The organism is Stenotrophomonas sp. STEN013 (genome assembly GCF_056760355.1).
In genome coordinates, this window is the sequence record NZ_JBRREO010000002.1 from 203633 (window position 1) to 228031 (window position 24399).

The 24399-nt window shown below is 65.8% G+C and carries 31 protein-coding genes; 9 read left to right on the forward strand and 22 right to left on the reverse strand.

From position 1 onward, the window contains the following. Positions 1 to 44 precede the first annotated feature (44 nt). From ACVOMH_RS05125 to ACVOMH_RS05145, 5 genes are all read right to left on the reverse strand, one after another. Complete coding sequence (locus tag ACVOMH_RS05125) at positions 45 to 452, reverse strand: hypothetical protein (protein ID WP_481551241.1); 408 nt, start codon at positions 450 to 452, stop codon at positions 45 to 47. Positions 453 to 540: 88 nt separating this feature from the next. Continuing rightward, positions 541 to 1902, reverse strand: a complete 1362-nt coding sequence (locus ACVOMH_RS05130; RefSeq protein WP_481551242.1) for a phosphatase domain-containing putative toxin — start codon at positions 1900 to 1902, stop codon at positions 541 to 543. 276 nt (positions 1903 to 2178) lie between these two features. Continuing rightward, entirely contained in the window at positions 2179 to 2640 is a 462-nt protein-coding gene (locus tag ACVOMH_RS05135) for a DUF4426 domain-containing protein (protein ID WP_481551243.1), read from the reverse strand. A 53-nt stretch (positions 2641 to 2693) separates the two neighbouring features. After that, the gene (proC, locus tag ACVOMH_RS05140; RefSeq protein WP_481551244.1) at positions 2694 to 3542 is read right to left on the reverse strand and encodes a pyrroline-5-carboxylate reductase; all 849 of its coding nucleotides are present in this window, start codon (positions 3540 to 3542) and stop codon (positions 2694 to 2696) included. A gap of 17 nt (positions 3543 to 3559) precedes the next feature. After that, positions 3560 to 4222 (reverse strand): YggS family pyridoxal phosphate-dependent enzyme, encoded by a 663-nt coding sequence (locus ACVOMH_RS05145; RefSeq protein WP_481551575.1) that lies wholly within the window; start codon positions 4220 to 4222, stop codon positions 3560 to 3562. Positions 4223 to 4319: 97 nt separating this feature from the next. Here ACVOMH_RS05145 and ACVOMH_RS05150 point away from each other — a divergent pair, with 97 nt between their 5' ends. The 3 genes from ACVOMH_RS05150 to ACVOMH_RS05160 all read left to right on the forward strand — a co-directional run bounded on the left by ACVOMH_RS05150 (position 4320) and on the right by ACVOMH_RS05160 (position 7197). Next, positions 4320 to 5357: a type IV pilus twitching motility protein PilT gene (locus ACVOMH_RS05150; RefSeq protein WP_054658377.1), complete on the forward strand. Its 1038-nt coding sequence runs from the start codon at positions 4320 to 4322 to the stop codon at positions 5355 to 5357. Positions 5358 to 5406: 49 nt separating this feature from the next. Further along, the gene (locus ACVOMH_RS05155) at positions 5407 to 6537 is read left to right on the forward strand and encodes a PilT/PilU family type 4a pilus ATPase (protein ID WP_057506320.1); all 1131 of its coding nucleotides are present in this window, start codon (positions 5407 to 5409) and stop codon (positions 6535 to 6537) included. Between the two features lie 165 nt (positions 6538 to 6702). Then, positions 6703 to 7197 (forward strand): hypothetical protein, encoded by a 495-nt coding sequence (locus ACVOMH_RS05160; RefSeq protein ID WP_481551245.1) that lies wholly within the window; start codon positions 6703 to 6705, stop codon positions 7195 to 7197. A gap of 31 nt (positions 7198 to 7228) precedes the next feature. Here the strand turns inward: ACVOMH_RS05160 and ACVOMH_RS05165 are convergent, their stop codons facing one another. Continuing rightward, complete coding sequence (locus ACVOMH_RS05165; RefSeq protein ID WP_481551246.1) at positions 7229 to 7765, reverse strand: DNA-3-methyladenine glycosylase I; 537 nt, start codon at positions 7763 to 7765, stop codon at positions 7229 to 7231. 76 nt (positions 7766 to 7841) lie between these two features. Here ACVOMH_RS05165 and ACVOMH_RS05170 point away from each other — a divergent pair, with 76 nt between their 5' ends. Genes ACVOMH_RS05170 through ACVOMH_RS05180 form a run of 3 tightly spaced genes read left to right on the forward strand, consistent with a single transcriptional unit; the run spans position 7842 to position 9836 of the window. Continuing rightward, positions 7842 to 8408, forward strand: a complete 567-nt coding sequence (locus ACVOMH_RS05170) for a YqgE/AlgH family protein (protein WP_481522902.1) — start codon at positions 7842 to 7844, stop codon at positions 8406 to 8408. Then, the gene (gene ruvX, locus ACVOMH_RS05175; protein ID WP_054658371.1) at positions 8401 to 8865 is read left to right on the forward strand and encodes a Holliday junction resolvase RuvX; all 465 of its coding nucleotides are present in this window, start codon (positions 8401 to 8403) and stop codon (positions 8863 to 8865) included. The genes ACVOMH_RS05170 and ruvX overlap by 8 nt, the downstream gene beginning before the upstream one ends. 20 nt (positions 8866 to 8885) lie before the next feature. Then, positions 8886 to 9836 (forward strand): aspartate carbamoyltransferase catalytic subunit, encoded by a 951-nt coding sequence (locus tag ACVOMH_RS05180; protein WP_481551247.1) that lies wholly within the window; start codon positions 8886 to 8888, stop codon positions 9834 to 9836. 9 nt (positions 9837 to 9845) lie between these two features. Here the strand turns inward: ACVOMH_RS05180 and ACVOMH_RS05185 are convergent, their stop codons facing one another. The 16 genes from ACVOMH_RS05185 to ACVOMH_RS05260 all read right to left on the reverse strand — a co-directional run bounded on the left by ACVOMH_RS05185 (position 9846) and on the right by ACVOMH_RS05260 (position 22456). Then, entirely contained in the window at positions 9846 to 10598 is a 753-nt protein-coding gene (locus ACVOMH_RS05185) for a hypothetical protein (RefSeq protein ID WP_481551248.1), read from the reverse strand. A gap of 76 nt (positions 10599 to 10674) precedes the next feature. Next, a complete protein-coding gene (locus tag ACVOMH_RS05190) occupies positions 10675 to 10938 on the reverse strand; it encodes a hypothetical protein (RefSeq protein ID WP_481551249.1) in 264 nt (87 codons plus the stop codon). A gap of 7 nt (positions 10939 to 10945) precedes the next feature. Beyond that, on the reverse strand, positions 10946 to 12307 hold the full coding sequence (gene mgtE, locus ACVOMH_RS05195; protein ID WP_054658365.1) for a magnesium transporter: 1362 nt from the start codon (positions 12305 to 12307) through the stop codon (positions 10946 to 10948). 122 nt (positions 12308 to 12429) lie between these two features. Beyond that, the gene (ptsP, locus tag ACVOMH_RS05200; protein ID WP_481551250.1) at positions 12430 to 14151 is read right to left on the reverse strand and encodes a phosphoenolpyruvate--protein phosphotransferase; all 1722 of its coding nucleotides are present in this window, start codon (positions 14149 to 14151) and stop codon (positions 12430 to 12432) included. A gap of 55 nt (positions 14152 to 14206) precedes the next feature. Next, positions 14207 to 14476: an HPr family phosphocarrier protein gene (locus tag ACVOMH_RS05205; protein WP_481522907.1), complete on the reverse strand. Its 270-nt coding sequence runs from the start codon at positions 14474 to 14476 to the stop codon at positions 14207 to 14209. Beyond that, positions 14469 to 14861 carry a PTS sugar transporter subunit IIA gene (locus ACVOMH_RS05210; protein ID WP_481551251.1) on the reverse strand — a complete coding sequence of 131 codons (393 nt, stop codon included), beginning with the start codon at positions 14859 to 14861 and terminating at the stop codon, positions 14469 to 14471. Before ACVOMH_RS05210 ends, ACVOMH_RS05205 begins: the two co-directional genes overlap by 8 nt. Positions 14862 to 14925: 64 nt before the next feature. Continuing rightward, complete coding sequence (rapZ, locus tag ACVOMH_RS05215) at positions 14926 to 15804, reverse strand: RNase adapter RapZ (RefSeq protein WP_481551252.1); 879 nt, start codon at positions 15802 to 15804, stop codon at positions 14926 to 14928. Beyond that, positions 15801 to 16751, reverse strand: coding sequence for an HPr(Ser) kinase/phosphatase (hprK, locus tag ACVOMH_RS05220; protein WP_054659211.1), 951 nt, complete (start codon positions 16749 to 16751; stop codon positions 15801 to 15803). Before hprK ends, rapZ begins: the two co-directional genes overlap by 4 nt. After that, the gene (locus ACVOMH_RS05225; protein WP_481551253.1) at positions 16748 to 17200 is read right to left on the reverse strand and encodes a PTS sugar transporter subunit IIA; all 453 of its coding nucleotides are present in this window, start codon (positions 17198 to 17200) and stop codon (positions 16748 to 16750) included. The genes hprK and ACVOMH_RS05225 overlap by 4 nt, the downstream gene beginning before the upstream one ends. A 24-nt stretch (positions 17201 to 17224) precedes the next feature. Continuing rightward, positions 17225 to 17539 (reverse strand): ribosome hibernation-promoting factor, HPF/YfiA family, encoded by a 315-nt coding sequence (gene hpf / locus ACVOMH_RS05230; protein WP_054659215.1) that lies wholly within the window; start codon positions 17537 to 17539, stop codon positions 17225 to 17227. 60 nt (positions 17540 to 17599) lie between these two features. Further along, positions 17600 to 19012, reverse strand: coding sequence for an RNA polymerase factor sigma-54 (locus ACVOMH_RS05235; protein ID WP_054659217.1), 1413 nt, complete (start codon positions 19010 to 19012; stop codon positions 17600 to 17602). 44 nt (positions 19013 to 19056) lie between these two features. Continuing rightward, positions 19057 to 19776, reverse strand: a complete 720-nt coding sequence (gene lptB, locus ACVOMH_RS05240; RefSeq protein ID WP_057506402.1) for an LPS export ABC transporter ATP-binding protein — start codon at positions 19774 to 19776, stop codon at positions 19057 to 19059. Beyond that, the gene (lptA, locus tag ACVOMH_RS05245; RefSeq protein ID WP_089153159.1) at positions 19776 to 20303 is read right to left on the reverse strand and encodes a lipopolysaccharide transport periplasmic protein LptA; all 528 of its coding nucleotides are present in this window, start codon (positions 20301 to 20303) and stop codon (positions 19776 to 19778) included. Before lptA ends, lptB begins: the two co-directional genes overlap by 1 nt. Continuing rightward, positions 20281 to 20847: an LPS export ABC transporter periplasmic protein LptC gene (gene lptC / locus ACVOMH_RS05250; RefSeq protein WP_481522913.1), complete on the reverse strand. Its 567-nt coding sequence runs from the start codon at positions 20845 to 20847 to the stop codon at positions 20281 to 20283. Before lptC ends, lptA begins: the two co-directional genes overlap by 23 nt. Continuing rightward, positions 20844 to 21392, reverse strand: a complete 549-nt coding sequence (locus ACVOMH_RS05255; protein ID WP_481551254.1) for a KdsC family phosphatase — start codon at positions 21390 to 21392, stop codon at positions 20844 to 20846. The genes lptC and ACVOMH_RS05255 overlap by 4 nt, the downstream gene beginning before the upstream one ends. A gap of 62 nt (positions 21393 to 21454) precedes the next feature. Beyond that, positions 21455 to 22456, reverse strand: coding sequence for a KpsF/GutQ family sugar-phosphate isomerase (locus ACVOMH_RS05260; RefSeq protein WP_481522915.1), 1002 nt, complete (start codon positions 22454 to 22456; stop codon positions 21455 to 21457). Positions 22457 to 22509: 53 nt separating this feature from the next. On the opposite strand from ACVOMH_RS05260, the gene ACVOMH_RS05265 reads away from it, so the two are divergent. Genes ACVOMH_RS05265 through ACVOMH_RS05275 form a run of 3 tightly spaced genes read left to right on the forward strand, consistent with a single transcriptional unit; the run spans position 22510 to position 24366 of the window. Further along, a complete protein-coding gene (locus ACVOMH_RS05265) occupies positions 22510 to 22743 on the forward strand; it encodes a BolA family protein (protein WP_054658950.1) in 234 nt (77 codons plus the stop codon). Between the two features lie 40 nt (positions 22744 to 22783). After that, positions 22784 to 24058, forward strand: coding sequence for a UDP-N-acetylglucosamine 1-carboxyvinyltransferase (murA, locus tag ACVOMH_RS05270; protein WP_481551255.1), 1275 nt, complete (start codon positions 22784 to 22786; stop codon positions 24056 to 24058). Beyond that, positions 24055 to 24366, forward strand: coding sequence for an EF-hand domain-containing protein (locus tag ACVOMH_RS05275; protein WP_481551256.1), 312 nt, complete (start codon positions 24055 to 24057; stop codon positions 24364 to 24366). The genes murA and ACVOMH_RS05275 overlap by 4 nt, the downstream gene beginning before the upstream one ends. Positions 24367 to 24399 lie beyond the last annotated feature (33 nt).

Consider the following 24399-nt stretch of genomic DNA (forward strand, 5'->3'; position numbering starts at 1 on the left):
GTGCCGCGCAATCGAAAAGGCCACCGACAGGTGGCCTTGGTGTTTCAGATTTCCGCTTCGATCCCCGGCATCGCCAGACGCGAGCGGGTCAGGGCCATACCGATGTTGGCGGTGCGGCGGCAGACGAACACCATCACGTAGTCCGGGTAGCGCTTGCCACGCATGAAGATGTGGATCAGGTTTTCGCTGTTGACGATGATTTCCTGGAAGTAGTGCGCGCCTTCCTGCTCCTGCAGGCCACGGGCGCGGCGGAACATCTGCTCGATGCTGCGGATGTTCGGGCCCTGGTACAGGTCGGCGGTGGCCGCGGCGACCAGGTCCAGCACTTCGCGCGGATGCGAATCCACGGTCTTGACCGACAGCAGCATGCCGGAGCTGATATCGACGTAGCCGGCGGCCACGCATTCGGGGATGGAGGCGACGGAATGTTGCAGGGTGCTGTCGAGAGACATCGGGGTGATTCCTGGGGGAGGGAAAGAGGAGGGCGCCAGACCGCGGTGCGGTCCGGTTGCCGGGGGAGTCGAGGACAACAGATACCGATCAGCAGGCGCGGATCAGCAGGTTTTCTTCCAGTGCGTGAAGCAGGTCTTCCTGCTCCTGTGATTGCACGAAGCCCGGTTCGATGGTGCGCAGCCGGCGCAGTGCCTCTTCGGCGGTCAGTCCTTCGCGGATCAGCCACGCCGCGAGCACCAGCCCGGTGCGGCCCAGTCCCGCCAGGCAATGCACGGCGACGACCTCGCCTTCGCGCAACATCACTTCGATCTTGGCCAGCAGCAGCTTGGCCCATAGCAATGGCGGTGCACCGCGATCGCGAATGCCCAGGTGGTAACTGCGCAAGCCGTGCGGGGCCAGCAGTTCGGCCGGCATCTCGCGCTCGGTCAGATTGACCAGCACGCTGATGCCCATGCCGCGCAGCAGTGCCAGATCGTGATCCATGGCGAACACCACGCCGGGCATCGGACAGCCCGCCAGCTTGCCTGGCACCAGCCAGTGGAAGCCGGTCGGGCCCCGCCGCATGGGGGTGGCCGGCAGCGCGACGGGTACAGGCGGCGGACGTACGCCGAGGGTGTCGGCCGGCGCCTGGTTTGCGCCGGCAGCCGGAACGGGCGCAGCGACATCGTCCGCCAGCTCTTCGGCCCGCGCATCCGGCGCCGGCACATGGCAACTGCCGGTGCGCAGGAACTGCGCCAGCACCGGGTGCCGCATGTCATTGGCGAAGAATGCGGCGGCAGGCGCATCCACCTGTACCTGGCCGCCGGCCAGCAGGATCGCGCGCGCTGCGATACGCCGCGCCTGTGCTTGATGGTGCAGCGTGATCAGGCAGGTATGGGTGGTGGCCAGTCGCTGGATCAGTGCCAGTACCGCCTCGGTATCGGCCGCATCCAGCTCGCTGGTGGGCTCGTCGATCAGCAGCAAGGGGCTGCCGCTGAGGGCCGCGCGCAGGATCGCCAGCTGTCGCGCCAGTCCACGCGGCAGATCGATCACCCGCTGCGACAACTGCGCGACCAGGCTATCGGCGCCCAGGGCGTGCAGCCGGGTGACGACTTCCTCGCGCAGCGCGTGCTGACTGCTGCCTCCGTGCTGCTGGCGCAGCGCGGCACTGAGGTTCTCCAGGACGCTGAAGCCCAGTTCGCGTGGCTGCTGGTGCACCAGCGCCGGCGGGCGGGCGGCCGCCGGCAGTGGCTGGCCCTGGAACAGCATTTGGCCCCAGCGCTCGCCGTGGGCGTTGTGCTGACCGGACAGCGCCTGCAGCAGCGACGACTTGCCGGTACCACCCGGGCCCATCAGCACCACGATGCCCGGGCCATCGATCACCATATCGATCGATGCCAGCACCGTCCGGCGGCCACGGCTCATGCCCCAGCCTTGCAGCTGCAGCAGTGGAGGAGGGGATTTTTGCATGGGAAAAGACGTCATTTATCCGGCGCGGCCGCATCCATGGGCACGAGCGGAAGAGGGAAAGGGGGCCAGTATGGTGGGCCTCACTCCCATGTCAATTTGAGCCTTGCGTGAGCTGCGTCAAATTCTATGAATGGGGGTGGAGCCGCCACCGCCCCGTATGCACTGGATTACGGGACTGATTTGAAAGGGAAATTGTGGAAGCTGTAGCGCCGATTACAGGCGCGCAGGCGGAGGTCGCAACGCGCGGCCGGGCGTGATCGGCGGTTTCGGCAGTATTCAGAAACTTCGTTCGAAACCCACTTTCCCCTGGCCGGCGGTGGCACGTACCTGCAGTTCCACCCGCAGCTGGTCGTGGGGCCGCGCCTCCAGCAAACCGATCAGATCGGTGTACGGTCCGGTGCGTACCGCGCGCAATGCCACGTGCTGGCGCCTGCCCGACAGGTCGGTGGCCGTCGCGATCACATCGCCTTCGGCGGGCAGCTCCTGGTTGTCGCTGCGCTCGCGCAGCGCCACCACCAGCAAGGCGCGGTTGGCTTCGCGTCTGATCTCATAGCTGCGTGCCACCGCTTCGTTCATTGCCAGCGTTGGGAACAGGTTGTAGTGCACGCGCAGCGGACCCAGATCGGCATGGGCAGGTGCGGCTTGCGCGCGCGTTGCCGCCTGCGGTGGGGGTTGCCCGGAGCAGGCGGGCAGGCCGATGAGCAGCCCGGACAGCAGCAGTGGAATGCATCTGGACATGGCAGGTTTCCTCGGGCGAGTTGCCGGTGGGCTGCACGCGCAGGTACGCAGGCTCAATCGTTGGCGGCCGACAGGTCCCGCCCGCGGCGCGCGGCGGCTTCGATGGCCCTGGCGGTCAGAGTCTCAAAGCCTCCGGCCTGCAAGGTTTCGATGGCGGCCTGGGTGGTGCCGCCCGGGGAAGTGACCCGGCGGCGCAGCTCGGCCGGCGGCTCTCCGGCCTCGGTCAACATGCGGGCCGCGCCCAGCACCGTATCCAGCACCAGCGTGCGGGCGGCGTCGGCGGGCAAGCCCTGTTCCAGTGCGGCCGCTTCCATCGCCTCGGCCAGCAGGAACACATAGGCCGGGCCGCTGCCGGAGACGGCTGTCACCGCATCCATCAGTGCCTCACTCTCGATCCAGACGGTGCGCCCGGCACTGGCCAGCACCTGTTCGGCCTGCGCACGTTGCGCCACGGTGACCCGGGCGTTGGCGAACAGGCCGGTAACGCCGGCACCGAGCAGGGCCGGGGTGTTGGGCATGGCGCGGACGATGGCACGATCACCGCCCAGCCAGCGGTCCAGCTGGCCGCCGGTGATGCCGGCGGCGATGGAGACGATCACCGGTGCGGCCTGCTGTGCGAGTCCGGCCAGGTCGGCGCAGACCTCACGCATCACCTGCGGCTTGACCGCCATCACCCACAGGGCAGCGCCGGGAACGGCCGCCGCGGCATGGGCGACGGCGGTCACGCCAAAGTCCCGCGCCAGCGCCGTGCGCAATGCCGCGACCGGCTCAGCGACGCGGATGCTGGCCGGGGCCACGCCGCGGCGGATCAGCCCGGCGATCAGGCTGCGGGCCATGTTGCCGCCACCGATGAAGGCGATGCCGTCGGAAGAAAGGGAAGGTGACGTCGGTGAACCGGTCATGCAAGCCTCGACAGCAATCAGGGAGAAGGGCGTGGGCCGAACAGGGCGGTGCCAACGCGGACCATCGTTGCGCCCTCGGCGATGGCCAGCGCGAAGTCGCCGCTCATACCCATCGACAGTGTATCCACCTGCGGGTACCGCCCCGCCAGGGCATCGAACAGCTCCCGCATGCGCGCGAATGCGGCGCGCCGGCGTTCCGCCTCGGGGTGGGGCGCGGGAATGGCCATCAGCCCGCGCAGGCACAGCATGGGCTCGCGGGCGATGGCGGCGGCCAGCGCCTGGACCGCGTCCGGGCTGCAGCCGTGCTTGCTGTCCTCATCGTCGATGTTGACCTGGATCAGAACATTGAGCGGCGGCCGCCCTGCTGGACGGTGACGGGCAAGCGCGGTGACCAGCTTGGGCCGGTCCACGGTCTGTACCCAGTCAAAGGTCCGGGCGGCAAGCTCGGCCTTGTTGGACTGCAGGTGGCCGATCAGGTGCCATTCCAGCCCCAGCGGCGCCAATGCCTGCACCTTGGCGGCCGCTTCCTGCACATAGTTCTCGCCAAACGCCCGCTGGCCCTGCCCGGCCAGCTCGGCAATCGCCCCGGCCGGCTGCAGTTTGGAAACCGCCAGCAGGCGCACCAGGTGCGCGGCCGGTGAAATAGCGGTAATTTCCCGCACAAGCGCGGCTAGTGGCACAGTGGACACACGGGTCTACCTCTTACGTGGGAACGCTATACTGCCTGCCAGGGGAAACACCTTCCAGATACACGCAACGCAGGGGATATAGCGGCGTATGGATATCGCTGAACTTTTGGCGTTCTCGGTCAAGAACAAGGCCTCGGACCTCCACCTTTCCGCCGGCTTGCCGCCGATGATCCGCGTGGACGGTGACGTCCGCCGCATCAACATCCCGGCGCTGGACCACAAACAGGTGCACGCGCTGGTCTACGACATCATGTCGGACAAGCAGCGTCGCGACTACGAAGAGTTCCTCGAGGTCGACTTCTCGTTCGAGATTCCCTCGCTGGCGCGTTTCCGTGTCAACGCGTTCAACCAGAACCGTGGTGCCGGTGCGGTGTTCCGTACCATTCCCTCGGAAGTGCTGACGCTGGAAGATCTGGCCTGCCCGCCGATCTTCCGCGAGCTGATCGAACAGCCGCAGGGCCTGATCCTGGTCACCGGCCCGACCGGTTCGGGCAAGTCGACCACGCTGGCGGCGATGATCGACCACATCAACAAGAACGAATACGGCCACATCCTCACCGTCGAGGACCCGATCGAATTCGTGCACACCTCGCAGAAGTGCCTGATCAACCAGCGCGAAGTGCACCGCGACACGCATGGCTTCAACGAGGCGCTGCGCTCGGCGCTGCGTGAAGATCCGGACATCATCCTGGTCGGCGAATTGCGTGACCTGGAAACCATCCGTCTGGCACTGACCGCCGCCGAAACCGGCCATCTGGTGTTCGGCACCCTGCACACCAGCTCGGCGGCCAAGACCATCGACCGTATCATCGACGTGTTCCCCGCCGGCGAGAAGCCGATGGTGCGCTCGATGCTGTCCGAATCCCTGCGCGCGGTGATCTCGCAGGCGCTGCTCAAGCGTGTCGGTGGCGGCCGCATCGCCTCGCACGAGATCATGGTGGCGACTCCGGCCATCCGCAACCTGATCCGTGAAGACAAGGTGGCGCAGATGTATTCGGCGATCCAGACCGGTCAGCAGGTGGGCATGATGACGCTGGACCAGAATCTGCAGGATCTGGTCAAACGCAGCCTCATCACGCGCAACCAGGCCAAGGAATACGCCAAAGACAAGCGACTGTTCGAATGATCGGCATGGTGTTGATCCGTAAACGTAGCGCCTCTGTCGGAGCATTTTCATGAGTACCATCGACTTCACCTCGTTCCTCAAGCTGATGGCGCACCAGAAGGCGTCGGATCTGTTCATCACCGCCGGCATGCCGCCGTCGATGAAGGTGAACGGCAAGCTGTCGCCGATCACCCAGACGCCCCTGACGCCGCAGCAAAGCCGTGACATGGTGCTCAACGTGATGACGCCGGCGCAGCGCGAGGAGTTCGAGAAGACCCACGAGTGCAACTTCGCCATCGGCCTGTCCGGTGTCGGCCGCTTCCGCGTGAGCTGTTTCTACCAGCGCAACCAGGTGGGCATGGTGCTGCGTCGTATCGAGACGCGCATCCCGACCGTGGAAGAGCTGAATCTTCCGCCGGTCATCAAGACCCTGGCGATGACCAAGCGCGGCATCATCCTGTTCGTCGGCGCCACCGGTACCGGCAAGTCGACCTCGCTGGCGGCGATGATCGGCTACCGCAACCAGAATTCGACCGGGCACATCATCACCATCGAGGATCCGATCGAGTTCGTGCACAAGCACGAGGGCTGCATCATCACCCAGCGCGAAGTGGGTATCGACACCGACAGCTGGGAGGCCGCCCTGAAGAACACGCTGCGGCAGGCGCCGGACGTGATCATGATCGGCGAAATCCGGACCCGTGAAGGCATGGACCACGCCATCGCGTTTGCCGAAACCGGCCATCTGGTGCTGGCCACGTTGCACGCCAACAACGCCAACCAGGCGATGGACCGCGTGATCAACTTCTTCCCGGAAGACCGCCGCAACCAGTTGCTGATGGACCTGTCGTTGAACCTGAAGGGTGTGGTGGCGCAGCAGCTGGTGCCCACGCCCGATGGCAAGGCCCGCCGCGTGGCGATGGAGATCATGCTTGGCACGCCGCTGGTGCAGGATTACATCCGCGAGGGTGAGATCCACAAGCTCAAGGAAGTGATGAAGGACTCCGTGCAGCTGGGCATGAAGACCTTCGACCAGAGCCTGTTCGAGCTGTACCAGGCCGGCGAGATCAGCTACGACGATGCGCTGCGCTACGCCGACTCTCAGAACGAGGTGCGTCTGCGCATCAAGCTTGCCCAGGGTGGCGACGCCAAGACGCTGGCGCAGGGGCTTGATGGCGTGGAGATCGCCGAGGTCCGCTGACCGCAGTTTTCCCATCGACATCGCTGGAAGGAGTAAGTGCAGATGGAAGTGCAGAACCCCTATCTCCCTCCAGCGGCTCCGGTGGTCCCGGTCACGGCGCCGGCCGTTGTTGCGCGGCCGGCTTCTGTTCCGGTTGAATCCGGAACAGCGCAGGTGCACCCGGAGGTGTTTGCTCCGTCCACCGGCAAGCTGGTCATGATGAGCTTGTGCACGTTCGGTCTGTACGTGCCGTACTGGTTCTACCGCAACTGGCAGGCCATTTCCGACCAGGAGGGTGGGGATATCTGGCCGTTCTGGCGCGCGGTGTTCGCACCGCTGTGGGGATTCAGCTGTTTCCCCCGGCTCAACAGTTACGTTTCCAGCAGGCGGCGGCAGCTGGCGTTTCCGCCGCTAGTGCTGGCACTGGTGTTCTTCCTGCTCAACTTCATCGCCAACCTGTCGATGTTCTTTCCGCGCAATATCGGCAAGAACCTGTGGGTGATCGGCCTTTTCACCTTTGTTCCGCTGCTGCCGATGAACTGGCTGATGCGCAGCTACCAGCAATCCCTGCGGATGGACATGCGCCGCCAGGATCGCCTGCTGGTCTGGCACATCCTGATCATCCTGTTCGGCGGCTTGCTGTGGCTGCTGGGGCTGGCGGGCATTTTCCTGCGCGGTTGAGTCGGCCAATGTCCGGGCCACGGCGCCGTGCTCAAGCCTGCATCCACGCCGGGCCAATCGCGGCGATGCGCGCTTGCACCGGGCAGTCCTGGCGGTGCGCGCCTGGCAGGTAGCCCAGGCTCATCAGGAACTCGCCGGTGATCTCGCCACCGGTGAAACGGAAGGTCTTCTTGAACAGCTTCACCCAGTCCGCCTTGGGCAAGGGGTGGTGGGCATCCAGCCACTGGACGAAGCCGCCGTGGCTGGCACGCAGCTGCTGGATCACCTGCGCGTTGTGGATGGCCGCATGCACCTTCAGGCGGTTACGGATGATGCTGGCATCGTTGAGCAGGCGCGCGACATCGCCCTGGCCATAGGCGGCCACCTTGTCCACCGAAAAACCGTCATAGGCGGCGCGGAAGCCCTCGCGTTTTCTCAGAATGGTTTCCCAGCTCAGCCCGGCCTGGTTGATCTCCAGCACCAGCCGCTCGAACAGCTCGCTTTCCTCACGCTTCGGAAATCCGTACTCGTGGGCGTGGTAGTGGGCGTGAACAGGGTGGCCGGGAGCGATATCGCAATAGCTGGACATGGGCGCAGGCGCAGGTAAGGGCGGCGTGATTATCCGCCAGCACGCCTTCAACGGCGGTAAACGCTAGAATAGGCGCATGTCCGCGCTGTCTTCCCCACTTGCCAATCACCTGCTGGTGGCGCTGCCGTCGCTGCTCGATCCCCATTTCGCCCGCAGCGTTTCGCTGATCTGCCAGCACGATGAGAATGGTGCGATGGGCGTGATGGTGAACCAGCCCTCCGAGTACACCCTGGGCGAAGTGTTGATGCAGATGGATATCGTCTCCGATGACGAGGCCCTGTGCGCACAGCCAGTCCTCAGCGGCGGTCCGGTGCATACCGAACGCGGCTTTGTGATCCATGACGATGCCCGCAGCTGGGATTCCAGCCTGACGGTGGCCGAAGGTCTGTACCTGACCACCTCGCGCGACATCCTCGAGGCGATGGCGCGCGGAGATGGGCCGCGGCATGCGCTGGTCACGCTGGGATGCGCGGGCTGGGGCGCCGGCCAGCTGGAGCAGGAGCTGGCTCAAAACAGCTGGTTGACCGTGCCGGCCGATGCCGGGCTGCTGTTCGATACACCGATGGACCAGCGCTGGCAGCTGTCGGCCGCGCGCATCGGGGTGGATCTTTTCCGTCTGGCGGGATACAGCGGACATGCCTGATCCGGCCCTTTCCACCGACAGCACGGTCCTCGGGTTCGATGTCGGTTCGCGCCGGATCGGCGTGGCGATTGGCAGTTCCTTCGGTATGAATGCCCGTGCGATCGCGGTGATCGATGTGCACGCAGCTGGTCCTGACTGGACTGCGCTGGATCGCCTGTTCAAGGACTGGCGTCCGCACGGTCTGATCGTCGGTGATCCGTTGACACTTGATGGCGAGGACCAGCCCAATCGCAAGCGCGCGCGTGCTTTCGCGCGGCAGCTGCAGCAACGCTACAAGGTGCCGGTGTTGATGATCGACGAGCGCTCCAGCTCGGTGGAGGCGGCGCGCCGCTTCGCTGTCGAGCGCTCGGAAGGTCGCAAGCGTCGTCGTGACGCCGCCAACCTGGACGCGGTCGCCGCGGCGGTCATCATCGAGCGCTGGTTGTCGGCTCCGCACGATGCCATTCCTGTTTCCTGACTCCTGCCAAGAACTCTGTCATGACCGCTTCGCAACTCGATGCACAAGGACGTTTGCGCCACCTGCTGACCCTGGAAGGGCTGCCCCGCGAGAACCTGCTGCAATTGCTCGATCGTGCCGGTCAGATCCGAGATGCGGCCATGGGCCGGGTCGGCAACAAGCGCTCGGTGCTTGCCGGTACCGCCGTGTGCACGCTGTTCTTCGAACCCTCCACGCGCACCCGCAGTTCGTTCCAGCTGGCCGCGCAGCGGTTGGGCGCCGATGTGCTGAACTTCGATGCGTCCACCTCATCGGCACGCAAGGGCGAAACCGCCTGCGACACGTTGCGCAATCTGGAGGCGATGGGCGTGCGCGGCTTCATCGTGCGCCATCCCGATGATGGCGCGGTGGCTGAGCTGGCCGCGGCTGCGGGCGAGGGCACCGCACTGGTCAATGCCGGCGATGGTCGCAGCGCGCACCCGACCCAGGGCCTGCTGGACATGCTGACCTTGCGTCAGGCCAAGGGACCGGATTTTTCGAAACTGAAAGTGCTGATCACCGGCGATGTGAAGCACTCGCGGGTGGCCCGTACCGACCTGCATGCGATGCGTACGCTGGGCGTGGGCGAAATCCGTGTGTGTGGCCCGCAGGCGCTGCTGCCGGACGAGGAAACGCTCAAGGGCTGCATCGTCGGCCAGGACTTCGACGCGATGCTGGAAGGCGTCGATGCGCTGATGATGCTGCGCTTGCAGCGCGAGCGCATGGAAGAAGGGCTGGTGCCATCGCTGGAGCAATACCACGCCGAATACGGCCTAACCGCCGAGCGCCTGAAACGTGCGGGCAAGGATGCGGCGGTGTTGCACCCGGGGCCGATCAACCGCGGCGTGGAGGTCACCGACGAGGTCGCCGATGGTCCGCAGTCCTGGGTGCTGCGTCAGGTCGCCAACGGCGTGGCGGTGCGCATGGCCGTGCTGGAAATGCTGCTGGCCTGATCATTCGGTTCAGGGGCGGGAGGTCGCGGTGCTGTCGGCATCGGCCTTGCGCTGCAGCTGCTGGATGTAGATCAGCTCGTTGGCGGCGATTCTGCTTTCCGGGTCCAGCTGCAACGATGCCTCGTAAGCCTGTCGGGCGGCCGGAAGGTCGCCCAGTTCGATCAGCGCAAACCCGGTGCCGCGCAGTGCCAAAGCTTCCAGATAGGCCGCTTCGGGGTGGCTGCGGGTGAGCGCCAGTGCCTGCCGATAGTTTTCCAGTGACCCGGCCCAGTCGCGGCGGCGGGTTAGGGCCGCGCCGCGTTCGGTCAGGGGCTCGGGTTCGTAGGGCGCGCTGGCATGGGCCTTGTCCAGCCAGCGCAAGGCCTGCTCGATCTGGTCCTGCTCCACGGCGATATAGCCCAGATGCTTGTAGGCATTGGCGCAGGCCATATCCAGCCAGTCGGTGGGCTGGCCATCGCCGTGGGTATCCAGATAGTGCAGATACTGGCGCTGGCTGCGGAACGCCCGTACCTGGCGTCCGGGTACGGCGAGGTAGGCGTCACACTGCTTCGCCGCATCCAGCAGGGCAGGCCTGGCCCTAGCGTGATCGCCTTTCAGGCTCTGTGCGATGGCCTGCTCCACGGGTAGGCGCAGCTGGCTTCCCAAAGCCGGCTCTGCCACAGGGGAGCGCAGCGGTGTAGTGCTCAGCACCGAAGGACTGGTCTCACTCTGGGCCAGTGCGACGTTGCAAAGGCCGGCTACAACCAGCAACAGCAGGCGCATACAACGTTCCTTGGCAAGGGCGTTGGGGCGAGCCTAGCGCATTGGACAGGGGGCTGTCAGTGGCACAACGCCCTGCTCAGGCGCGCGGGGCCATTGCCAGAATCTCCAGTTGCTGCTGAGCTTCAACGGTGCCTGCCGCGGCGGCGGCGTGTACGGCGGCCAGATCCGGGTGCTGGATAATCAGCAGCGGGAATTCGCATTGCGGGCAGCTGTATTCCGTCTGCTCATCGTGCAGCTCCATTTCCATCTGCCTCGAGGCACCTTGCCAGTCACAGGAAGGGCAGGTGTGGGGGTGCTCGCGCCAGCCGGGCTGGTAGTAGTCGTGGACGGTAACGGTCATGGGGTACTCAGTGCAGCAGGATCAAAGTGGCAAGGCCGAGGAAGCTGAAAAAGCCCATCACGTCGGTCACTGCGGTCACCACCACGGTACCGGCGACGGCCGGATCCACGTTCATGCGCTTGAGCATCAGCGGCAGCAATACACCGGCCAGCGCGGCGGCGCAGAAGTTGATGATCAGCGCCAGAGTGATCACCACCGACAACAGCATGCTGTGGAACCACAGGAAAGCGATGATGCCCACCACCACGCCGATCAGGGTGCCGTTGATCAGTGCCACGCGCATTTCCTTCCACAGCAGGATGCGGGCGTTGCTGGGGCCGACCTGACCCAGCGCCAGACCGCGCACCATCAGCGTCAGCACTTGCACCGCAGCGTTGCCGCCGACGCCGGCGACGATCGGCATCAGTACCGCGAGGGCGACGATTTTCTCCAGCGTGACTTCGAACTGGCCGATCACCGAGGCTGCGAGGAAGGCCGTGCACAGGTTGATGCCCAGCCACACCACGCGGCCGCGCACTGCGCGCTTGATCGGCGAGAACAGATCCTCTTCCTCGTCCAGACCGGCGGCGCCGAGCGCCTGGTGCTCGGCCTGCGAACGGATGATGTCGACCACGTCGTCGATGGTGATGCGGCCGAGCAGGATGTTGTTGTCGTCCACCACCGGCGCCGAGACCCAGTCGTGGTCGGAGAACTGGCGCGCGACTTCCTCGGCGCTTTCGCCGACATCGATGGCCGGCTGCTCGTCGTCGATCAGGCGGTTGATCGGCGTGCTGTCCTCATGCGTGACCAGCGCCGCCAATGACAGCCGGCCCAGATACTGGTGGCGACGGCTGACCACGAACAGGTGATCGGTGTGATCGGGCAGCTCACCGCGCAGGCGCAGGTAGCGCAGCACCACATCGACGTTGACGTCGGCGCGCACGGTGACCACATCCGGATTCATCAGGCGGCCGGCGGTATCCTCCGGATACGACAGCACCTGCTCCAGCCGCTCGCGGTTCTCGCGATCCATCGACTTGAGGACTTCGTCGATGACGGTATCGGGCAGATCCTCGACCAGATCGGCCAGATCGTCGATGTCCAGGTCTTCGACCGCGGCGATGATCTCGTCCGGGTCCATGTCCGCCAGCAGGCTTTCGCGGACTTCATCACCGACGTGGACCAGCACCTCGCCGTCGTCTTCCGGATCGACCAGTCCCCATACGACTTCGCGTTTGCCTGGCGGCAGCGATTCGAGCAGGTTGCCGATCTCGGCCGGCGCCAACGTGTTGACCAGACGACGCACCGGCCCCAGGCGCCCACTGTCGAGCGCATCGGAAAGCAGGCGCAGCTGTCGCGCGGTCTTGTCGTGGCGTACGGCTTCGGCCATCGGAGCTCCAGAGAGAAGAAAAGGCCGTTATCCGGAGACAGGATGCGGCATCAGCGGTGTCCAGCGCGTCATTATTGCGTGCGCGCATCAGGGATGCACCGTGTTTCTACGCCGGTGGCAGCTCAGGCCGGAGCCGATTCGCGGATCCAGCGCTCAATGCCGCGCCGATCACGTGCCTGCAGCAGCTTCTTGCCGCGCTGGCGCAGCATGCGCAGATCGCTGTCGCGAATGGTGCGGCGGACCTCCAGCAGCGTGGCCGGATGCAGGCTGAACTCGGTCAGGCCCAGTGCCAGCAGCAGCGGCACCATCTGCGGATCGCCCGCGATCTCCCCGCATACCGCCACCGGTGTGGCGTGTGCCTGCGCGGTCTGGATCACCTGCGCCAGCAGCCGCAGCACAGCCGGATGCAGTGGCGAATACAGCGCGCCCACAGCCTCGTTGTTGCGGTCGGCCGCAAGCAGGTACTGCACCAGATCATTGGTGCCGATGGACAGGAAATCCACCTGGTCAATGAGCGTCTCCAGTGCGATCGCCGCTGCCGGCACTTCGATCATCGCGCCCAGTGGCGTCTGCTCCGCCACGGCATGACCCTCGGCCCGCAGCGCCACCGCCAGGCGGCTCATGCGCCGTTTGACCGCCAGAATCTCCTCACGCGCGCTGACCATCGGCACCAGCACGCGTACCGGTCCATAGCCGGAGGCGCGCAGGATCGCCCGCAGCTGGGCATCGGCAACCTTGGGGTGGGCCAGCGACAGGCGCACGCCGCGCAGCCCCAGTGCCGGATTCTCCTCGCTGGTCAGCGCCAGCCCGGTGCGGTCGGCCTTGTCCGCCCCCAGGTCCAGCGTGCGGATGGTGACCGGGCGGCCACTCATGCCCAGTACCGTGTCGCGGTAGATCTGGAACTGTTCCTCTTCCGTGGGCAATTCGTTGCGCTGCAGGAACAGGAACTCGGTGCGGTACAGGCCCAGGCCGTGCGCGCCCATCGCGTGGGCGCTGGCGACATCCTCGTGCGATTCGGCGTTGGCCAGCAGGGTGACGTCGACACCGTCGCGGGTGCGGGTGGGTTTGGAGCGCAGCCGTCCCAGTTCGCGTTGCTCGCGGGCCAACTCGCGCAGGCGCACCCGGTACTGGCGCAGGTCCTCGGCACCGGGATCGAGGGTGACCTCGCCCGTGCCGCCATCCAGAATCAGCACGTCACCGTCATTGATGCGGCTGAGCACCCCGCTGGCGGCGACGACCAGCGGCAGGTGCAGACTGCGCGCCAGGATGGCGCTGTGCGACAACGTGCTGCCGGCGCTGCTGACAATACCGACGACGCCCTGCGATTGCAGCTGCGCCAGTTCAGACGGGGCGACGTTCTCGCAGACCAGGATCTCGCCGGCCAGTCCCTTCACTCCGGCCGGACGTTTGTGCAAAAACGCGTGGATGCGCCCGATGACGTGATCCAGGTCATCCAGACGGCTCTTCAGGTAGGCGTCTTCCATCCCTTCGAAGACCTGGGCGAGCCGGTCGCGCTGGGTGCGCAGCGCATAGGTGGCGCTGTAGCGGTTGTTGCGGATCAGGTCATCCAATGCCACCAGCAGTTCGGGATCATCCAGCAGCATCGCGTGCAGATCGAGGAACTCGCCGACTTCGGCGGGCAGTGCACCTTGCAGGCGATGGCGCAGGTCGCGCATTTCCGCGCGGGCGGCGTCCAGGGCCAAGTGCAGGCGTTCCAGCTCGGCCGGCACCGCCGCGGCGGGCACGTGCTTTTTGCCGGTCTCCTGGGTGTAGGGCAGTCTCACCCGGGCACGGCCCAGCGCGGTACCGCGGGATGCGCCATGGCCGTGCAGCCGGATCACCACCGCGCGCTCCCGCGCCGTGTGACGGCAGTGCGCTGCTGGGGGGCGCAGCGGGCCATCAGTTGTCCTCGTCGAAACGCCGTTCGAACAGATCCACCACGGCCGCCAGTGCCGCCGCTTCGTCTTCGCCATCCACGCGCACGGTGACCGGAGTGCCCTGGCCGGCGGCCAGCAACATCACGCCCATGATGCTCTTGGCGTTGACCTCGCGGCCTTTGGCCAGCAGCGTGGCGTTGGCGCGGTAGCCGGACAGCAGCTGCACCAGTTTGGCGGTCGCGCGGGCATGCAGGCCCAGGCGGTTGGATACAGTGAGTACTTGTTCAAGCATCGTCGATGATGGCTCCATTGCGTGCGCCCGCCGCCGCAGTGGCGGGCAGTTGGTCCAATCCCTGTTCCGGATAGTTCATGACCCGCAGCAGCATCGGCAGACTCAACGCGGACACGCGCCGCACCGGCGTGCCGAGGCGTGCGAGCTGGGCAGCCAGATTGCTGGGGCTGGCACCGTACAGATCCGTCAGCACCAGCACGCCGGCCTCACTCTCCACCCTGCGCAGCGCGGCCGAGGCCTGGGGCAGCAGGGCGTCGAGATCCGCATCGAACGGTACTTCGAAGACTTCGGTTTTCAGCGGAAGTTGTCGCAGCAGGTGTCTGGCAACGTCCAGCAGGGCACTGCCGACACCGGGATGGGTAATTAGGAGAACGCCACAGTTCATGCTGGAACGTTAACAGGTCAGACCGAGTCCGCGATAGCGGCAAAGACAGCCTTTTCCGGGCGATTCAATCCTGTTCGCGATGGAAGGTGGCGACGTCCTGCCAGCCGCGATCCCGGGTGTGGCGTGCCAGCCGTTCGGCCAGATACACCGAGCGGTGTTTGCCACCGGTGCAGCCGAAGGCGACGGTCACATAACTGCGGGTTTCGCTCCCGAGTTTGGGCAGCCAGGTGTCCAGCAGGTCCTCGATCTGGCTGACATAACGTACGACCTCGGGTTGGGCGTCCAGGTGCTCGCGGACCTCGCGGTCGCGCCCGGTCAGCGACCGCAGTTCCGGGTCCCAGTGCGGATTCGGCAGGACCCGCGCGTCGAACACGAAATCCGCTTCGGCCGGCACGCCGCGCTTGTAGGCAAAGGATTCAAACAGCAGCGACAGCGTGCTTTCCTTGCTCAGCGTGAAGTCGGTGATGACCCGGCGGCGCAGCTGGTGCACGTTGAGTTTGCTGGTGTCGATCACCGCGTCGGCTTCGCGCCGCAGCGGTGCTGTCAGCTCGCGCTCGCGGGCGATCGCCTCGGGCAGCGACAGGCCCAGGTGGCTCAGCGGATGGCGGCGCCGGGTATCGGCATAGCGCGCCAGCAGGGTGTCGTCGTTGGCTTCGAAAAACAGCAGCCGCGCATCGATGCCGTATTCCCGTGCCTTCTGGCGCCAGCGTGCCAGCTGGCTAAGGTCACTGCGTCCGCGCACATCGATACCCACGGCCATGCGCTGCGGGCTGTTTTCCGTCCCTTCACCGAGCACGCTGCGCACGAAGTCCGGCAGCAGGTTTACCGGGATATTGTCAGAACAGTAGTAATCCAGATCCTCGAAGGTCTTCAGCGCGACGGATTTGCCCGAACCGGACAAGCCGCTGACGATGACGAGAGTCGGGGAGGACGACGCGTTCATGGGGTGCGTTGCTCCAACAGGTTGCTGTGGCGGGCGATGAACATGGCGGCCGGATCGATGCCTTTGGTGCGCAGGATATGCAGCCGGGTGGCCGCTTCGGTCAGCACCGCGAGGTTGCGGCCGGGCATCACCGGCAAGGTGATCAGCGGCACATCCAGATCCAGTACGTGACGCTTGCCCGAATCGCCGGTCAGGCGCTCGTAGCCATAGCTGCCCGGTTCGGTCATCGGCTTGGTCAGGTGGACGATCAGGCGAAGATACTTGTTCTTCTTTACAGCCGTGTCACCGAACATCTGGCGCACGTTGAGCACGCCCAGGCCACGCACTTCCAGCAGATCCTGTAGCAGTTCGGGGCAGGTGCCGTCCAGGACGTCCGGGGCGATCTGGGTGAATTCAGGTGCATCGTCGGCTACCAGCCGGTGTCCGCGGGAAAGCAGCTCCAGTGCCAGCTCGCTCTTGCCCGAACCGGCTTCACCGGTGATCAGCACGCCGATCGAGTAGATCTCCATGAATACGCCGTGCAGGGTGATGCGCGGCGCCAGGGTGCGGGCCAGATGATAAGAGAGGTGGTTGAGCAGCTCGTGACCGCGCTTGGGCGAGATCCACAGCGGCGTCTGCGACTCATCGGCCGCGGCGCGCAGGTCTTCCGGGCAGCCGTGATTCTTGGTGATGACCAGTGCCAGCGGGTGGGCCTGGATGATGCGCTCGATGACCTCCCAGCGCTGGCGCGCATCAAGCGAATCCAGCCACGCCAGCTCCTCGGTACCGAGGATCTGCACCTTGTTCGGGTAGATGGTGTTCAGATAGCCGGCCAGTGACGGGCGCCGGGCGACGGTATTTCCGGCCTCCAGCTCGCGCTTGCCGCCGGCCTGCCCGGCGACCCAGCGCAGGTCCAGGCGTTCGCGCTGCTGGTCGAAGAGTTCACGCGCGGTGATGCTGGTATTCATGCCGAATGCACCCGCTGTGGATCGTCAAGAATCTGTTTGAGAGCTGTTTCATCCGCGGCCTCGCGCAGGGCCGCGCGTATGCCGCTGTCGGAGAACATCTCCGCCAGCTCGGACAGCAGCATCAGGTGTTGATGGGTGTAATGCGCCGGCACCGCCATCGCGAAGACCAGATCCACCGGCTCGTCGCCACCGAAGTCCACGGGTTGCACCAGTCGCAACAAGGCGCCACGGGGGCGTTTAAGCGTGGCCGAGCGGCCGTGTGGAATGGCGATGCCATGGCCGATGGCGGTGCTGCCGACGTCTTCGCGCTCGCACAGGCTCTGGAAAATACGGTCTTCAGCGGCTTCACGGCAGGCCAACAAACGGGCGGCGGCACGAAGGGTGCTGTTGCGATCAGCGGCCGCGAGCACCTGGGTACTCACGGCCGCCATCAGGTCATTCAGGGGCATGTCTGCAACGGGCGAGGGCGTCTGTCAGCCATTGTCGCGCAGTGCATGCGGTGCGTGGGGAAGATTCTTTTCCTTGTACCTGATGACCAGCCGGTCGAGCTTGTCGGCCAGGATGTCGATGGCCGCATACATGGTCTGTGCGCCGGCTTCGGCGTGCAGGGTCTGGCCGGGGAGGTTGGCGCTGGCGTCGACGTGGTGTTCGTTCTTCTGCAGTGACAGTGTCACCCGGACTTCGCAGTGCTGGTCGAAGTGTTTGGCCAATCGCTGCAGCTTGGTTTCCACATACTCCTTCAGGGCGGGCGTGACTTCCACGTCTTTGCCAAACGTCTCGATACGCATCGGATTCCTCCTGTGGTTCGGGTTTGCCTTGATGAACCCTGCGCCGGACCTGCGAATGCTTCAGACGATGCGGACGCGTTCGTGGGAGGCGGAGATGTTCATGGCTTCACGATACTTCGCAACGGTGCGCCGCGCTACCGGTATGCCGGAGGTTTTGAGCATTTCAGCCAGCTTGGCGTCAGAAAGCGGCTTGCGCGGGTTTTCCGCCTCGATCAGCTTGCGGAGCATCGACTGGATGGCGGTGCTGGAGGCTTCACCGCCGCTGTCGGTGTCGATGCCCGAGGCGAAAAACGCGCGCAGCGGCAAGGTGCCGCGCGGGGTGCGGACATATTTGCGGGCGATGGCACGCGAAATGGTGGATTCATGCAGTTCCAGCTCGCCGGCGATCTCGCGCAGGGTCAGCGGGCGCAACGCCTGCGCGCCGAACTCCAGGAACGCGGCCTGGTGATGCAACAGGCGGTTGACCACCCGCAGCAGGGTCTCGCCGCGGGCTTCCAGGCTCTTGAGCAGCCACCGGGCCTCCTGCAGCTGGGCGCGCAGATAGCTGGCATCGGCATCGCCACAGCGGCGGATCAGCTGCTCGTAGCCACGGTGGATGACCACGCGTGGACCGGCATGGCCGGCCAGGGCCGCGCGCCAGACGCCGCGCTGGCGCCACACCACGCAATCCGGGACGACATAGCTGTCTGTGGAAAGCTCGCCGATCTGCTTGCCCGGGCGCGGATCCAGCGAACGCAGCAGTTGCACCGCTTCATCGACGGCGGCCACCGGCTGTTTCAGCTCCTGGGCGATTCCGGCGATGCCCGCGCGTGGCAGGCGCTCGAGTGGACCGTCGGCGATCACGCGCGCCAGCGCCAGTCCGGCGGTATCGGCCGGCAGGACGTGCAGCTGCAGTTTCAGGCATTCGCCCAGCGTGCGTGCGCCAATGCCGACCGGGTCGAAACGCTGGATCTGGTGCAGTACGGTCAGGATTTCGTCTTCGTCCGCGCGGATATCCGGCAGCAGCGTCTGCGCGATGGCCGCCAGCGGTTCGCGCAGATAGCCGTCGTCATCGAAGGCATCGATCAGCGCTGCACCTATCGTGCGGTCGCGGCTGTTAAGGGGGGACAGGTGCAGCTGCCAGAGCAGGTGGTCGGCGAGCGTTTCCGGCTCGGCCACGCGGTCGCTGGCATCGTCGTCATCGCCGTCGAACGATCCGCTTTTCCCGCCGCCCCAGTCCGGATCATCGGTGGACCAGTCCGGCCGATCCTCGTCTTTGCCGCTGTCGGCCGTTGATCCGCTGCGTTCGCCGGTGTCGCTGGCCGCGGTCTGTTCGGCGTTTTCGGCCCATTCCAGCAGTGGATTGGTTTCCACCGCTTCGGCCAGCTCCACTTCCAGCTCCGTGCTGGACATCTGCAACAGCTTGATGGCCTGACGCAATTGCGGCGTCATGACCAGATGCTGTCCCAGCGATGTCTGCAGCCGTGCTTTCATGCCGGTGCCTGTCCAGGAAGGGCGGAGGGCCGGGCGGTCGCCGCTCAGAGGGTGAAGGTGTCTCCGAGATACACGCGGCGAACGTCGGTATTGGCCAGCAGTTCGTCCGGTGCCCCCTGCGCCAGTACGCTGCCTTCATTGAGGATATACGCGCGGTCGCAGATTCCCAAGGTCTCGCGCACGTTGTGGTCGGTGATCAGCACCCCGATGCCACGCTGCTTGAGGTGGGTGACGATGCGCTGGATCTCGCCGACCGAGATCGGATCGACACCGGCGAAAGGTTCATCGAGCAGGATCAGGCGTGGCTTGGCGGCCAGCGCGCGGGCGATCTCGCAGCGACGGCGTTCGCCGCCGGAGAGGCTGGCACCGGCCTGCTCGGCAACGTGACCGATCTGCAGCTCGTCCAGCAGCGAAGACAGCTCGCGCTCGCGGCCTGCGGCATCCAGGTCCTCGCGCAGTTCCAGCACCAGGCGGATGTTGTCGGCCACGGTGAGCTTGCGGAACACCGACGGTTCCTGCGGCAGATAACCCACCCCCAGCTTGGCGCGCGAGTACATCGGATCGGAGGTGATGTCGCGTCCGTCCAGCTCGATACGGCCGGCGTCGCTCTCCACCAGGCCCACGATCATGTAGAAACAGGTGGTCTTGCCGGCGCCGTTGGGGCCGAGCAGGCCCACTACTTCGCCGGCCGCCAGGGTCAGGCCGAAGTTCTTGACGACTTCGCGGTTCTTGTAGCGCTTGCGCAGGCCTTCGGCGATGAGCATTACTTCTTCTCTCCCGGGGTTGCGGCCTTGTTCTTGGGCTGGATCACGGTGCGCACACGGGTGCCGTCACCGCCGCTCTGCATGGCGCCGGAACGGGTGTTGTAGACCATGCGCTGGCCGGAGTTGGAGCCGCGCTCGGAGTCGACCTTGTAGTTGCCGGTCAGGATGATGATTTCGCTGCCGACGTTGTAATCCATGCTGTCGGCGCGGGCGTTCATCCAGGTGTTGTCGTCCATCTGCTGTTTCAGCGTGGCCTGTTTGCCTGTCAGCACGACACGTTCGGTTTCACCGTTTTTCTGGATTACGTCGGCGGTATCGGCATGGATCTCCAGCGTGCCCTGGGTGATGACCACGTTGCCGCTGAAACGGCACTTGCCGTTGTCACCGGTCATGTTGCAGTCGCTGCTGGTCGAGTCGATGGTCATCGGCTGGTTGCGATCGGCGGCCTTGGACCAGGCCAGACCCGGCGCAAGGAGGCCGGCGAGCAGAGCGAGTGACGCGAGCTTAGCGGGCAGCAGTGGGTTCATAGCGGGTCTTGACCTGGGAAAGGAGGGAATATTGGCCGGATTTCAGATTGGCCCGGAAGCCGACACCGCTCTGGTGCAGACCGGGGCGGGTCATGGTGACCTGCCCGTCGGTACGGGCCAGATTCTGCTCGGGGAACACATCCAGTGCATCGGTGCGGAAGGTGGTGGGCGGGGTTTTGCCGTCGCTGGGGCTGTCGCCGGCGACATTGCCGCGCAGGCGCATCTCCTCGCCCTTGGCGCTGACCCAGCCGGTGTCCGATTGCAGCTGCCAGTGGTGGCCGGCCGCATCGGGCAGCAGGAACAGCGGACGGGTGATGGTCATCGATTCATCGGCCCGGCTGCGCTCCATGCTGGGCGCCCGCAAGGTGGTGGATTCCTTGCCTTGCTTGTCGAGCGCCACGATCTCGAAATCGCTCAGCACGTAGTCCGAGCGCAGGCTGTCGGCAGCGACCGGAACGGCCGCTTTGCGGTGGTGCCAGGCCGACCAGCCGCTGGCCAGAGCGGCCACGGCCAGGCCAATGCCGAGCAAGGTGCGCCAGTTCATCGTGCATACCTCGCCAGCACCGCGTCCAGCTTTCCTTGCGCGGCCAGCAGCACGTCGCACAGTTCGCGTGCGGCGCCACGGCCGCCGGCGGCACGGGTCTGCCAGTGCACGCGCTCGGTGATCCAGGGGTGCGCGTCCGCCGGTGCCACCGCCAGGCCGACCGCGCACAGCGGCGCCAGATCGGGCAGGTCGTCGCCCATGAAGGCCACCTGCTCCAGGCCGATGCCGTGCTGTTGGCACAAGGCGCGCACGCTGGCGAGCTTGTCGCCGACCGCGATCTGGGTGTCGATGCCCAGGTCGGCGCCGCGCTTCTGCGCGGACAGGCTGTTGCGCGCGGTGATCAATACCGGATGGATGCCATGCTGCTGCAGCAGTTTCAGGCCCAGTCCGTCCTGCACGTAGTACGCCTTGCTCTCGTTGCCGGCATGGTCGTAGAACAGGCGGCCGTCGGTCAGCGTGCCGTCCACGTCAAAGCACGCCAGCCGGATGGCGCTGGCGGTGGCATGCAGGGCGGAGGGAAAGTGCTCGAGCGGGGAATAGGGCATGTGCGGTGCGGTCCGTTGCGGCTTGACCGGGCCGGGGCCCGGAACGCGTCATTGTGCGGGCTTTAAACCACTTTTGCCCGCAACAGGTCATGAATATTCAGGGCGCCGACCGGACGGTTGCCGGCATCGACCACGATCAGGCCGTTGATCTGGTGCGTCTCCAGCAGACGCGCGGCTTCCACGGCCAGCTGGTCGGCGCCGATGGTGCGCGGGTTGCGGGTCATCACCTGGGCGATGCCCGCGGTGCGCACGTCCAGGTCGGTATCCAGTGCCCGGCGCAGGTCGCCATCGGTGAACAGTCCCGCCAGGCGGCCCTGGGCATCGACGATGGCGGTCATGCCCAGACGCTTGCGGCTCATCTCCAGCAGTGCCTCGCTCAGGCTGGCATCCTCGCGCACGCTGGGCAGGTCCTCGCCGCTGTGCATCACATCGGTGATGTGCAGCAGCAGGCGCCGGCCGAGGCTGCCGGCCGGGTGCGAGCGGGCGAAATCATCGGCGGTGAAGCCGCGCGCATCGAGCAGGGCCACCGCAAGCGCATCGCCCATCGCCAGCGAAGCGGTGGTGCTGGAGGTCGGCGCCAGCGCCAGCGGGCAGGCTTCGTTGGCGACGTTCACATCCAGATGCACGTCGGCAGCCCTGGCCAGGCTGGACTGTGGCTTTCCGGTCATCGAGATCAGCGGGTTGCCCTGGCGCTTGAGCACCGGCAGCAGCATCAGCACTTCGTCCGACTCACCGGAATAGGACAGTGCCAGCACCACGTCGTCCTCGGTGATCATGCCCAGGTCGCCATGGCCGGCTTCACCCGGATGCACGTAGAACGCCGGGGTGCCGGTGGAAGCCAGGGTGGCGGCGATCTTGCGCGCGATGTGCCCGGATTTGCCCATGCCGGTGGCGACCACCCGGCCGCGCGCGCCCAGGATCAGGCGGCAGGCGGCAGCGAACTCGGCGCCCAGACGGTTGCCGACGCGGTCCAGCTCGGCCTGTTCGATCTCAAAGACACGGTGGCCGCTGGCGATCAGGTCGGCATCACGGACCGCGTTCAGCGAAAGGGGGGAAGCAGCCATACGGGCGCCACTCGGAATAGTAGAATGGGCGCCCATTTTATTAGGAAAGCGCTTTGGACGCCGAAACCATCCGAAACCTGATCGAAACCGGCCTGCCAGGCGCCCGTGCGGACGTGCAGGGTGACGACGGCGTGCATTTCGAGGCCACGGTGGTGTGCGAGGCGTTTGCCGGCAAGCCGCTGCTGGCGCGGCACCGCATGGTCAATGCCACGGTCAAGGCGCAGCTGGACAGCGGCGCGATCCACGCGCTGGCACTGAAAACCGTTACGCCGGCAGAAGCCGGCTGAGCCGGCAACTCTCTCCTTTCTACTTATCGGCCCTTACTCCATGGCAAAAATCGTAGTCACCGGCGGCAGCGCGCTGAACGGTGAGGTCAATGTTTCCGGCGCCAAGAACGCCGTTCTGCCGATCCTGTGCGCCACCTTGCTTGCCGATGCGCCGGTGGAGATCACCAACGTGCCGCACCTGCACGACGTGATCACCACCGTGAAGCTGCTCGGCGAGCTGGGCGCCAAGGTCACCATCGACCAGGGCACGCTCTCGCGCGGCAGCGCGATCGTGGTCGATCCGCGCACCGTGGATCAGCATGTCGCCCCGTATGAGCTGGTCAAGACCATGCGCGCCTCGATCCTGGTGCTGGGGCCGTTGCTGGCCAAGTTCGGTCAGGCCGAAGTGTCGCTGCCGGGCGGTTGCGCGATCGGCTCGCGTCCGGTGGATCAGCACATCAAGGGCCTGCAGGCACTGGGTGCGCACATCACCGTGGAGAATGGCTTCATCAAGGCCCACGTCGATGGCCGTCTGAAGGGCGGGCACTTCACTTTCGATATGGTCAGCGTGACCGGTACCGAGAACGTGCTGATGGCCGCGGTGCTGGCCGAAGGCACCACGGTGCTGGACAACGCGGCGATGGAGCCGGAGGTGTCGGATCTGGCGCATTGCCTGATCGCACTGGGCGCGAAGATCGAGGGCATCGGCACCGCGCGGCTGGTGATCGAAGGCGTCGAGCGTCTGGCCGGCGGCCGCCATGCGGTACTGGCCGACCGCATCGAAACCGGCACCTTCCTGGTGGCCGCGGCGATGACCGGCGGGCGCATCGTGGTGCGCAATGCGCGTCCGGACACGATGGATGCGGTGCTGGCCAAGCTGGTCGAGGCCGGTGCGGAGATCGAAACCACCGAAGACACCATCACCCTGGACATGCACGGCAAGCGGCCCAAGGCGGTCAATCTGACCACCGCGCCGTATCCGGCGTTTCCGACCGACATGCAGGCGCAGTTCATGGCGCTGAACTGTGTGGCCGATGGCGTGGGCGTGATCAACGAAACCATCTTCGAGAACCGCTTCATGCACGTGCAGGAGCTGCAGCGGCTGGGGGCGGACATCCAGATCGAGGGACGCACCGCGATCTGTCGCGGGGTCGAGCGCCTGAGCGGCGCCCCGGTGATGGCGACCGATCTGCGCGCTTCGGCGTCGTTGATCCTGGCTGGTCTGATGGCCGACGGCGACACCACCATCGACCGCATCTACCACCTGGACCGTGGCTACGAGAACATCGAGGAGAAGCTCGGTGCGCTCGGTGCCGGCATCCGGCGCATCGCATGATCATCAAGGGCCGGTTTACGCCGCGTCGGCGGGCCCTGCTGGTGCTGGTGCTGATCGCACTGGCCTGGCTGGGCTGGGCCTGGTATTCCGGCGTGGCGATCACCCGCGGCGTGGAGAAGGAGCAGATGGACTGGAATGGCGATGGCCAGGTCAGCCGTGACGAGTTCCTGCAGGCCTTCTACGCGGTGACTGTGCAGGATGCGGAGGAGGGCAATCGCCAGTGCCGCAGTTTCCTGTGGCGCAGCAGCGGCGAAGAGTTCCGCCGTGACTGCAAGACGGTGTTCAAGCGCGATGCTCCGGCCAAGTGAGGTCGCAGCCACAAAAAAGCCCGGCAGTTGCCG